This is a genomic window from Veillonella montpellierensis DSM 17217 (genome assembly GCF_000426745.1).
Classification (GTDB): Bacteria; Bacillota; Negativicutes; order Veillonellales; family Veillonellaceae; genus Veillonella; species Veillonella montpellierensis.
In genome coordinates this window covers 15,279-27,660 of the sequence record NZ_AUFY01000007.1, presented here as the reverse complement: position 1 = coordinate 27,660, position 12,382 = coordinate 15,279, and the positions used below count along the sequence as shown (strand labels likewise).

The 12,382-nt window shown below is 38.8% G+C and carries 12 protein-coding genes; all 12 read right to left on the bottom strand.

Annotation, left to right across the window (positions count from 1 at the left end):
* Positions 1-19: 19 nt before the first annotated feature.
* The gene (gene proB / locus K357_RS0103270) at positions 20-1,141 is read right to left on the bottom strand and encodes a glutamate 5-kinase (protein WP_028257442.1); all 1,122 of its coding nucleotides are present in this window, start codon (positions 1,139-1,141) and stop codon (positions 20-22) included.
* A 31-nt stretch (positions 1,142-1,172) separates the two neighbouring features.
* Positions 1,173-1,457 (bottom strand): ribosome assembly RNA-binding protein YhbY, encoded by a 285-nt coding sequence (gene yhbY / locus K357_RS0103265; protein ID WP_028257441.1) that lies wholly within the window; start codon positions 1,455-1,457, stop codon positions 1,173-1,175.
* 10 nt (positions 1,458-1,467) lie between these two features.
* Entirely contained in the window at positions 1,468-2,739 is a 1,272-nt protein-coding gene (obgE, locus tag K357_RS0103260) for a GTPase ObgE (RefSeq protein WP_028257440.1), read from the bottom strand.
* 81 nt (positions 2,740-2,820) lie between these two features.
* Positions 2,821-3,981 carry a S41 family peptidase gene (locus tag K357_RS0103255; protein WP_028257439.1) on the bottom strand — a complete coding sequence of 387 codons (1,161 nt, stop codon included), beginning with the start codon at positions 3,979-3,981 and terminating at the stop codon, positions 2,821-2,823.
* Position 3,982: 1 nt separating this feature from the next.
* Entirely contained in the window at positions 3,983-5,152 is a 1,170-nt protein-coding gene (locus K357_RS0103250) for a murein hydrolase activator EnvC family protein (RefSeq protein ID WP_028257438.1), read from the bottom strand.
* Positions 5,153-5,166: 14 nt separating this feature from the next.
* A complete protein-coding gene (gene ftsX / locus K357_RS0103245; RefSeq protein ID WP_028257437.1) occupies positions 5,167-6,054 on the bottom strand; it encodes a permease-like cell division protein FtsX in 888 nt (295 codons plus the stop codon).
* Positions 6,044-6,730 (bottom strand): cell division ATP-binding protein FtsE, encoded by a 687-nt coding sequence (ftsE, locus tag K357_RS0103240; protein WP_028257436.1) that lies wholly within the window; start codon positions 6,728-6,730, stop codon positions 6,044-6,046. The genes ftsX and ftsE overlap by 11 nt, the downstream gene beginning before the upstream one ends.
* A gap of 15 nt (positions 6,731-6,745) precedes the next feature.
* Positions 6,746-7,678 carry a transketolase family protein gene (locus K357_RS0103235; RefSeq protein WP_028257435.1) on the bottom strand — a complete coding sequence of 311 codons (933 nt, stop codon included), beginning with the start codon at positions 7,676-7,678 and terminating at the stop codon, positions 6,746-6,748.
* Positions 7,678-8,508, bottom strand: a complete 831-nt coding sequence (locus K357_RS0103230) for a transketolase (protein ID WP_038113503.1) — start codon at positions 8,506-8,508, stop codon at positions 7,678-7,680. The genes K357_RS0103235 and K357_RS0103230 overlap by 1 nt, the downstream gene beginning before the upstream one ends.
* 44 nt (positions 8,509-8,552) lie before the next feature.
* A complete protein-coding gene (gene csaB, locus K357_RS0103225) occupies positions 8,553-9,638 on the bottom strand; it encodes a polysaccharide pyruvyl transferase CsaB (RefSeq protein ID WP_028257433.1) in 1,086 nt (361 codons plus the stop codon).
* Positions 9,631-11,673 (bottom strand): DUF5693 family protein, encoded by a 2,043-nt coding sequence (locus K357_RS0103220; RefSeq protein WP_028257432.1) that lies wholly within the window; start codon positions 11,671-11,673, stop codon positions 9,631-9,633. The genes csaB and K357_RS0103220 overlap by 8 nt, the downstream gene beginning before the upstream one ends.
* Positions 11,674-11,685: 12 nt before the next feature.
* Positions 11,686-12,378, bottom strand: a complete 693-nt coding sequence (locus tag K357_RS0103215; protein ID WP_028257431.1) for an LmeA family phospholipid-binding protein — start codon at positions 12,376-12,378, stop codon at positions 11,686-11,688.
* Positions 12,379-12,382 lie beyond the last annotated feature (4 nt).

Here is a 12,382-nt window from a genome sequence, read left to right as displayed (position 1 = left end):
TTCTATGTCCATACTGACTCTACCTCAATATCACTAAATTATCACGATGAATTACTTCATCATATACCGTATTCACTTGCAAAAGTTGAGGAATCATTTTAGTTTGTGCACCTTTAATCGCATTAATATCATGACACGAATAATTAACAATTCCTCGCGCAATTTCTCTATCCTTATGATAGATGCTAACTGTTTCGCCTTCACTAAAAGTACCTGTCGTACCGATAATACCTGCTGGTAAAATACTCGATCCTTTGTCAAGAACAGCCTTGGCACATCCTTCATCAATGGTAATAGACCCTTTTAATCGGGCCCCAAATGCCATCCATCGCTTTTTAGTATGTGGATGCGTATCGATAGGTAAAAAGTGAGTACCTACCGGTTTGCCTAGTACAATATCACGAATATTTTCTTCTCGTTCGCCAGAAGCGATGACCATGTGAATGCCCGAATTAGTAGCAATATGTGCAGCTTGTATTTTAGTATACATGCCTCCCGTTCCTAATCCAGAGCCGGCACCGCCAGCAATATCATACAAATGAGGTGTAATTGTTTCAACAGTTTCTATGATGGTAGCCGTTCTATCCTTCTGAGGATTCGCCGTATACAATCCATCTATATCTGATAAAACAATTAACAAGTCTGCTTCCACAATGCTAGCTACATGTGCCGATAACTGATCATTATCACCAATCTTAAATTCATCAATGGCTACCACATCATTTTCATTAATAATCGGAATAACACCTAAATTTAACAAGGCCATCAAGGTATTACGCAAATTTAAATAGTGACGATGTGATACGCTATCTTCTCTAGTTAATAATACTTGGCCTACCGTTCTACCATATTCACGAAATAGCTTTTCATACATATGCAATAAAACGCCTTGCCCCACAGCAGCGGCAGCTTGTTTTAAAATCATATCTGTCGGTTTTTTATCAAACCCTAATGGTGCTAGTCCTGCACCTACGGCGCCCGAAGAAACGAGGATCATCTCTTTACCTTGATTGGCTAAATCTGAAATCTCTTTTACCAAGGCTTCCATACGATGTAAATTCAAATGGCCACTCGGATATGTTAATGTACTACTTCCTACTTTAACAACAATACGTTTAGCCTGCTGCAATGCGCCTCTCATATATACACCTCAAATGCTCTACCAGTAACTACTAATTAGGAAGAATAATCTTAGGCTCTTGTTTTGCCTTATAGATAACGCCATTATTGCCAATGACTTGTACTAATTCTGCACCTAGCATATCTGCTAGCGTTTGAAATACATCCTTATCCTCTGGACTATTTGACAAGTTTTTTACTTTAATCAGTTCTCGTGCTAATAAAGCAGCTCTAGCACTATCAATTACGGAATTTTCCAAACCATTTTTTCCAATCATAACAACTGGTGCCATCGTACTTGCCAACGCCCGTAAAAATCTTTTTTGTTTACCTTTCATCATATCTCCTTTACTCTTGGAACGTAAATACTTCATCGCCAATTCGCACTTCATCGCCTTCTTTACAGCCTTTTTCTTTCAATTTTTTATCCAATTCCATATATCGCCAAATGCGTTGGAATCGTCGAAGTGATTGTTCGTCGTCCATATTTGTCATAGCCACAAGTCGTTCAATACGCTTACCAGTGATAACAAATGCTGCATCATCACCTCGTGTAATCACAAATTCCACTTCTGGTTTTGGCTCGTACACAACTACATCCTCATTCGATTCTGGATCCGGCACAAAGTTTTCTACCCAATAATACGCGCGTTCCATTAATTCTGTTAGCCCTTCTCCAGATAGGGCGTTAATAAGAAATACTTCATACCCTTTATGTTCAAAGTATTCTCGTACAGCAGTAATCTGTTTTTCGTCTTCAACTAGGTCAATTTTATTCAATGCAATAATCTGCATTTTATGGCTTAATTTTTCAGAGTATTTTTTTAATTCCTCATTAATAGCTGCAAAATCAGCTTTAGGATCACGGCCTTCCATCCCCGATACATCAAGGACATGGATTAAAATGTTCGTACGTTCTATATGACGCAAAAAATTATGCCCCAATCCAACACCTTCACTGGCGCCTTCGATTAATCCTGGAATATCCGCCATAACAAAACTGCGATGATCTACTAGGTTCACAACACCTAACACCGGTGTCAATGTCGTGAAATGATAGGCCGCCACTTCAGGTTGTGCAGCTGACACTTTTCGCAAAATGCTGGATTTGCCTACGCTCGGATACCCCAATAAGCCTACATCGGCCAATACTTTTAACTCCAATTGTAACCAAAACTCTTCACCTGGTTCACCTTTTTCTGCAAATGTAGGGGCCCGATTCGCACTGGTTTGAAAGTGAATATTGCCTCGACCACCTCGACCACCTTTAGCAATCACAAAGGTTTGTCCATCTTCTGTTAGATCACAAAAAATCTTACCCATTTCTTCTTCCTTAACGACTGTACCCAAGGGAACGGGGATAACCATAGGTTCTGCACCACGCCCATACTTACCTGCACTTTGTCCATTTTCTCCAGCTGGTGCTTTAAATAACCGTTTGTATCGAAAGTCTACCAAGGTATTAATATTTTTATCGGCTTGTAAAATGATATCGGCACCTCTGCCTCCATCACCACCACTAGGGCCTCCATTAGGCACATATTTTTCACGGCGAAAACTACTCATACCATCGCCGCCATCGCCAGCTTTTACAAAAATTCTAGCACGGTCTATAAACATATTGTATTTCCTTTTCTATTCATGTACTAAGTAGGCGGTCAAGCCTATATCCTGTATTCGATAAACCTTAACCGCCTATTACTATTTCTTATCTAAAATTTCTAAACATTTCTGTATTTGACTATCCAATACATCTTTATAACTTGGTCGTTCTCCTTCTGGTAGAGGAAATTCTACATCTGGTTGAATCCCGATTCCATCAATCACTCTATCATTAGGTGTATGATATTTAGCAATGGTTACTTTAATACCTTCACCGCCAACACTAGGCAATACGGTCTGTACCGTACCTTTACCATAACTAGTAGTGCCAACGATAGTTCCCACTTGACGGTCTTGCACCGCACCAGCAATAATTTCTGATGCACTAGCAGATCCTTTATTAATTAATACCGTCATAGGAATGGATGGTTCTACCCCTTCAGATTCATAGTAATCAATCGTACCCGTCCGACTTTGCACCGTTACCAATATGCCTTTAGGAATGATATAATTAGATACTTCTTGTGCTACATTAAGTAATCCACCTGGATTGTTTCGTAAATCCAATACTAATTTTTTCATTCCTTGTTTTTGTAATTCTTCATAGGTACGTGCAAAATCTTTGCCCGTATCTTCTGCAAATTGACTAATTCGTATATAACCTACATCAGGTGTTAACATTTTACCTTTTACAGTAGGTAATTTTATTTGTTCTCGAATTAAATCAATATCTTCCATACCACCATTATGAACAACCGTTAACGTTACATGCGTATTAGCCTCACCACGGATTAAGCTAGCCGCTTCATTAAGTGGCATTGACGTAATATCTTTGCCATCAATTTTAATAATTTTATCGCCACTTACAATCCCGGCTCGATCCGCTGGTTGGTCTTCAATAACACTCATAGCCTCAAGTCCACCTGATTCAGCAGCTCCCAAAACTATACCAACGCCACTATATGTACCAGATGTGGCCGATAACAATTCATGAAATTCCTCTCGATTCATATACATACTATGTGGCTCATTTAGTGATTCCATCATACCTTTTAAAGCACCCGTAAATAAGGCATCTTTAGTTACTGGTGTCATAAAAAACTGACTTGCTGTATAGTAGGTAAAGAAGAATTTCACCGCTCCCAATGGAGAGCCCGATATATACCAAAAAGTAAGCCACATCACGACTATACCCGATATGAGAACTTTTAATACTCTATATATCCAAATTCTACATTGTTGTAAATATTTCCTATTCATATTATAAATATCCCATAGGATCCACAGCATCGCCATTTACACGCACTTCAAAGTGAACATGCGGCCCTGTAGAGTTTCCTGTACTACCTGCGTATGCAATAACTTGACCTTTAGACACTGTTTGTCCTGCTGATACAGCCAATTCAGAATTATGACCATATAATGTAGATAGACCATTGCCATGATCTATAACAACGGCATAGCCATATCCGCCATACCATTCAGCGGCAATAACTGTACCACCATCGGCTGCATGAACTGGTGTTCCTTCATCCACACCAATATCAATACCGGAATGATAAATACGTGTTCCCCAAATAGGATGAATACGATATCCATACGGTGATGTAATTTCGCCGTTAACAGGCCAACTAAATGTGCCCGTACCTTGTACATAACCAGCACTACCAGACCCCTGTGCAGAGGAAGCGGCTGCAGCACGTTCTTGTTGTCGTTGTTTGATCAATGCACTGATCTGTGCTGACGAAGCCTTTAATTCTTCAATCGCCGCCATCGCCGTAGCTTTATCATTTTGTGCTCGTTCTAAGACAGCATTTCGTTCCGCCTTTTTCTTTTCTATGAGTGCCTGCTTTGCTTGTGCATCTTTTTCTAATTCTACAATCTTTGCTTTATCAGCTTCTAATGTTTTCTTATGTTCCTCAATTTCTGCCCGTTCTTGCTTGATTGATTTTAATAAGTTAATATCAGAATCAATAATACGCTTTAAAATTTCTAAGCGATTCGCAAAATCACTAAAGTCTTTGGAACCAATCACAACATCTAAATAACTCAATCGCCCATTAATATAAATATCGCGAACGCGCTTATAGAATACAGCTTCACGACCTTTTAAACGCTTTTGTGCTTCTTCCATTTTTTTCTGTGTCACCGTAATTTCATTTTCAGTGGCTACACGTTGTTTTTGGATAGCAGCCAAAGCCGTCTTTGCTTGATTCAATTCTTCTTCAATGGCTTTTAACTGTTCAGACACCGTACCTATTACAGTTTCTGCATCTGCTTTTTTGCTATTTTGTGCATCCATTTGTTGTTGAATGCCCGTCAATTGATTGGTTAAGTCTTCATCGTCTGCATAAATGTAAAGAGGTGTCATAAGAATGGCCCCGCAAAGTGCCATTGCCACTAAGCGAGATGTAAGTTTACCTTGTTTCATGTGTACCCCTTTATCTATACTTTCATGTATTGTTTTAGAGATATCGTACTACCAATAGCTCCTACAACAATGCCCACGCCCAATAAAACGCCCATAAGTTGATAGAAGAATGGGTACATTGGAATCAATGGGAAAAAGGCTAATGATTCAGATACTTCTACGGTAATAAAATGGTAGAATTCCCATACGCAGGCAATGGCAATCAATCCACCGATAGCCCCTAACAGCATGCCTTCAATCAAAAATGGCCAACGAATAAAACTATTGGTAGCGCCTACATATTTCATAATCGCAATTTCTTTACGACGAGCAAATACGGTTAAACGAATCGTATTAGAGATAATAAATAAAGTCGCTGCTGCTAAGAATGCGATTAGAATAATGCCCCCAATGCGGATAACTTGTGTAACTTTGAATAATTCTTCCACCACATCTTGTCCATAATGAGAACTTTCTACTCCAGGAAATTGAGCTACCATTTTAGCGGTAGTTTTTACATCTTCTGGATTTTCAAAGGTCAATACGTAGGAATTAGGTAATGGGTTAACACCATTTAAGGCATTGACGAGTTGTTGTTGATCACCTAAACGTTCTTTAAACTCTTTCATAGCTTCTTCTTTATTAACGAATTTAATTTCCTTAATTCGTGGAATTGCCTTAATCTTTTTGCCGACTGCCATAATTTGGTCCGTTGATAGATCGTCTTTCAAATAGATGCTAATTTGCACCTCATTTTCAAGACTGGCTGCCATATTATTTAGATTAACAACGCCACAAATAAATACGCCTAGCATAAATAATGATAATGCTACGGTGGAGATGGAAGCTAATGTCATAAGTCCATTTCGTTTCATCGACTTAATGGCTTCTTTAATAAAATAGTTACTTGTTCTAATTTTCATTGAATTCAGCACCTCTCAAATTATCACTAATAATACGGCCTTCACTCAATGCAATTACTCGTTTATTCAAATAGGTCACTAAGTCCATATTATGTGTCACCATTACCACTGTTGTACCTAGATTGTTAATTTCCTTAAATAAATCAACAATTTCTTTACTAGTAGCAGGATCGAGGTTACCTGTAGGTTCATCAGCAATCAATACTAATGGTTTGTTCACAATCGCACGAGCTACTGCTACCCGTTGTTGTTCACCGCCACTCAAATCTTCTGGCAAGTCGTCGGATTTATGTAACAATCCAACCATATCCAACACTTCATTTACCTTTTGTTTAATAATTGATGGTTTTTCCTCAATTACTTCTAATGCAAATGCAACATTTTCAAAGACCGTTTTATTAGGTAGTAAGCGAAAGTCTTGGAACACGATACCTAACTTGCGACGCAAGTAGGGTATCTTGCGTTTTTTGATACGACTCACATCAATATCATTAACCACAACTGTACCCGTATCAGGTAATACTTCATGGGATAAAAGTTTTATAAATGTAGACTTACCAGCGCCACTCGCCCCAACGATAAGTACAAATTCTCCCTTATCAATGTGAATGGATACATTGTCTAAAGCCAATGACCCATTATCATAGACTTTATTGACATTCTTAAATTCAATCATAGGTAACTTCCTTTTCTATTTTTTAGCAATAATAGCTTCTACAGCTGCTACAATATGTTCAGCAGTCAATCCATATTTTGCCATAAGTTCTTTCGGTGTGCCCGATTCGCCAAATGTATCTTGTACGCCAACGAATTGCATTGGTACTGGAGCTTCAGTTACTACTACTTCGGCAACAGCTGCACTAAGGCCGCCTATACGATTATGTTCTTCCGCAGTAACAATAGCACCTGTTTCACGAGCAGCTCGTATAATGGCTTCTTTATCAATTGGCTTAATGGAAGCCATATTAATAACGCGAACACTAATGTTTTTATTAGCTAATTGACGACTTGCTTCCATCGCTGGTCCAACTAAGGCGCCACAAGCAATAATAGTAGCCATAGTCCCATCTATTAATTGTTGACTTTTTCCTGACACAAATTGATAATCATCTGGTGTTGTATCATCTACACCAGCACGACCAAGCCGTACATATACAGGACCTTCATAGGTAGCTGCCCATCGAATCACAGATTCTGTTTCTTTTCCATCGGCAGGCACAACTACCGTCATATTAGGTAGAACTCGCATGCAAGCAATATCTTCTAAGCTTTGATGCGTAGCCCCATCTTCTCCTACGGTAATACCTGCGTGAGTGGCACAAATCTTCACGTTTAATTTAGGATAACATACGGCATTACGAATCTGCTCAAAAGCACGCCCTGTGGCAAACATGGCAAACGACGATACAAATGGTACTTTGCCAGCCGCTGCCAAACCTGCGCCAACACTAATCAAATTTTGTTCGGCTATGCCCACATTAAAAAATCGTTCTGGAAATTCTTGTTTAAATACATCTGTTTTAGTGGATTTAGATAAATCGGCATCTAAAACAATAATATTGGTATTTTCTTTACCGATTTTTGCTAACGCCTGTCCATACGCTTCACGAGTTGCCTTTCCCATTATTCTGCCTCCAAAATTTCTTTCACAAATACTACAGCTTGTTCTTCACTTGGTGCTTTACCATGCCAACCAGCTTGACCTTCCATCTCAGAAACGCCTTTACCTTTTACAGTGTGCATAACGATAGCAGTTGGTTTCGTTGTACATGCTTTCGCTTTCTCTATGGCATCATGTAATTGTTCTATATCATGACCATTTACTTCTAACACATTCCACTGAAAGGCCGCAAATTTTTCTGGTATTGGTAATGGCGACAATACTTTCGTCACATCTCCATCAATTTGTAATCCATTAAAATCTATGAAAGCTGTTAAGTTATTAAGTTTATAATGACCTGCAAACATAGCCGCTTCCCACACTTGACCTTCTTCTAATTCACCATCGCCTAAAATACTATATACACGATAGTTTGCATGGTCAATTTTACCAGCTAATGCCATACCACATGCTGCGCTGATTCCTTGTCCTAGAGAACCAGTAGACATATCAACACCTGGTGTATGTTTCATATCTGGATGTCCTTGTAACATATGATTGATTTTACGAAGATACAATAATTCTTCTTTAGGGAAAAAGCCTTTTTCTGCTAACGTAGCATATAAAGCAGGTGCTGCATGTCCTTTAGAAAGTACAAGCCGATCACGGTTGGACATTTTTGGATGTTCTACATCTACATTCATTTCTTTAAAATATAGTAATGCCATAAGATCTGCAATAGATAAAGAGCCACCAGGATGACCGGATTTAGCTGCCGTAACAGCCTTTACAATACTAGCACGAATTTGTTTTGCTTTTTCTTGAACTAATTGTTTTTCTTCAACTGTTAGCATAGTCAAAGGACCTCCATTCTAAAATAGCTGTGATAGATACTTTTCTAATCTAATAACGACAATGCAATATGTGCAGTTTTCAATGACTCTTCTTGCAAAGTTTCAATCTGTTTAAAAGACTGCTCATATACGGATTTATCAAGCAATAATTGTTTCACCCGCTCCACTAATAAGGTTTCATCTAGCGAGTCTAATGTACCTATGGGGGCTTGTCCTATCATGTCTAAAAAATTAATAATTTTAGGATCATAGGAAATACCCACTACTGGTTTTTTCATGAGTGACGCAAATACCAACGCATGTAATCTAACGCCAATCATCACATCTACACATCCAGACAACGCCAATAATTCTGTAGTTGTATAGGTTCTATCCAATAGTATCGGTCTATGTTTCATAAGTTCACTTATTTTCTGTGCTTCCAGAGTATCTTCTGGATGCGACATGGGAATAAAAAGAACTTCCGCATTCATTTCTTCTTGTAAAGTAGTCAAAGCCTTAGCTAATGAATGTCTATAGCTCGTTGCCTGTTTCCACGAGCGCACACTCACGCCAATACGATACTTTACACCTGATAAATTATACGCTTTCAACAAGCGTTTGCCAATCGTCGTATCTACTGCATGCATAGATAATACTGCATCTGCCGTAACTTTGATAGGTGGTTTGTGAACGCCTAACTCTAACAATTCGTCTTTCGATATTTGGTCGCGTACAGTAATCATCGTTACATGATTTAACACGTTTGCCACGGCCCTTTTCGCCAATTGTCTTGTGAGTGGCCCTATCCCCTGCGCATAAATCATAATCTTTTTATGCAATACAGTAGCAAGAAAAATAATACTTAAATAATAGTATAAGCTGCGGTGACTCGTTACGTCTTGCAACAGACTGCCACCGCCACTAATGAGCAAATCGCAAGACCATAAAGAGCGTATAATTGATAGCAATGAAAATCTGCCTATCGATGTAACACCATGTTTGGCGGCTGTATCTCTTGGATTACCTGAAATGACAGTAATTCTTGCATCGGGAATTACTTCTAACATAGCTTCTAAAATAGCAGATAGCATAGCTTCATCACCAGCATTCCCAAAGCCATAATAACCAGAAATCATAATTCTATTCATTATGAGACTCCTCTTTTTGATACCAATGAATGCTATACATGATAAAACGAATAACTATGATGGCGATAATACCAATCACAATGCCCATCCACAAGCCATCCAAGCCACGCATAATAGACATATAAACAGGTGTCCGTATATGACAGAAGGTTTCTACCATAGATGCAATACCAATAACACCAGCTACTGTAGCGATAAAATGTACGATAACTGGCCATTTTTGTAAGCATGCTACAACAGCGATAAGGAAAGCAGGATGTCCAATCAAAAATTCTTTTTCTCGTGGTCGTGCATACAAAGTGTTTTCCAAGAACCTTCTCAATGCCACTTCAATACCTGGTACAGGTACGCCAGCTGTATGTCCACTACGGCCCACAAAAATCCATGCAATACCAGCTAATGCAGCTACCAAAACGAGTACATATAATTTAATATCTATGGTGAAAAATTCTACCAAAAATTTCTTACCTTCATCTACCGTAGTAATCGTATTACCTTTCCACAGTGGAAAGCGTTGTAAGAACGCAATGGCGGTCAATATAATCGGTAACACAAATGTTAGTTTCACACCTCTAAAGATTGAAAACTCCATAAAAAATCTTGTATTACCTAACATACCTGCAATGAACATACCTCCAATGGCGGCTAAACATGCAGCAACCACTAAATAAATGACCGCACGAACCGTTGCTTGTTTCCAACCACCTTGATATGAGCTCTGTTTCTGTTTCATATGATCCATCGCAGCCGTAATCGCTACTACTGGAGCTGCCACTGCCGCCGCCAACGCCCATAATTGTGTAATCACCGTACCATTTGTAACTACATATAAAACCACAGATAGTAATAATAATGTACATAACAACACTACCTGTTGTCGTTGTCCGATAACAACTAACATAGACAACATGAATACAGATAAGGCAATCGATCCAGCCATAACAAGCACTACTAGAATAGGACTCGGATTATATGGTGGGTATATAGATGGTGCGCCAAAAACAAAGTCACGTTCTTCTAACTTATCTTTCACCGTTTTCATATATCCAATACTCGTAGCTAAGGCAGTCTGATTGCCGACGCCCTCTTCGTAAATTGGATATAAATTAAAACGAATATTACGTTCAATATCACTAATATAAAACCATTGCGCTACTTCATTAGGCGATAGCTTTTTCATTTCTTCTTTAGTAACAGTGTACAGTCTACCTACACTATACTGATTGCCTACGGCTAACTCATGAAAGCCCATTTGTGGATCATACTGCAATTGATTAACAGCTTCAATTCCTACTACAGGAATTTGGTGCTGTTGTAACAATGTCTGCATCACATCTAAATGATTAGGATATCCTAATACCTCTTTACCAACAAACACAATTCCATCTATACGAGATAATCCGTCAATCCGTTTAAAGACTAGCTCTACGTCACTTCGTGTTTCATTTTTAAAGTTCGATGGTCGCACCACCACATTAAAATCATGAGCAATCACTTCTTCCGCTTGCAAGCGAGAAATACTTAACTTCATTTTCTTCAATGAGTCAAAAGGTATTCCCTTAATTTCTATAACAGGACCATATACACTATTCAATATAACCACACGATTAGCCCCTAGTCGATGTTCTAGATCCTCGCGGATTTCTTTAAAATAGCCTTCTTTTCCTGCAACGGGGAATATATATGTGGCCCCATCAGCAACCTGAGCGCCAATAAACTCAACATGACTGGCATCAATGGCATGCATAACGCGTACTTGCCCTGCATCATTTGCTTTTTCTAACGTACGATCATAGATGGCCATTGCCGTAACGCCAGCCTCTTTCAAATCTTTAAAGGCCTCACTAGCTGGTCTTTTCTCATAGGAAGATGCACGAAGTACTGCATCATAGTCTACAATATTTTCAATATGATTTTGTGCATGTTCCAAATGATGACGTTCATACACAAGATATAACGCTGAAAGTAAGCCTATTACAATGATTAGGAATAGTATAGGCGAATATAGTTTTCGTCGTTTCTGAATATTTTTCACAACAATTCCTTCCTAGTTAGCACCTGGTGTAACAAATACATGAATTTCACCATTCTCTAACACAACCCGTTCGGCTTGTGCGGCGATAGGGAAATTCGAGAAATCATAAATCGCTACATCTTTTAATAAAGCTGAATTAAGTCCACCTACATTGATGCCATTAATCGCAAATCGTTGAGGCACAAAATAAAGTTGGTTTTCTTTAATTGCCAACACGCCCGCAATCGTAGCTTTTCCTCGCAAAAATCCGCCTACATCAATATTACCAGTCAATTCAATCGTATCATCATGTACAGTAACACGAGCATTATCTAGGCCTTTAACGGATGATTCCATGAACGATTCTAAATCTTGTGATGTAATCGTTCCTTCAATCTCACCAGTTCCTAGCCCCGTTAAGACTACGCGTTGCGATATAATAAGTTGAATCGGATCAACCGATGCATGGTTCACATGCACCCGCACTTCTGCAAAATTTAACTTTCCTAATTTTGCATTTTCAAATTCACCTACAAATGAATCAATCTGTCCTGATGCCATTTTAATAGCTGGAGAAGATTGTATGTCTACATACCGTGACTCTGCATGTAGTTTATCGCCCAGTAAGGATTCCATTTGATGACTAACAAATGTTGGCAATACCACTTGTGCTATCGCTGTTACTATGGCTGCCACCACTACAAGAAAAACAATTAACTTTTTCATTTAT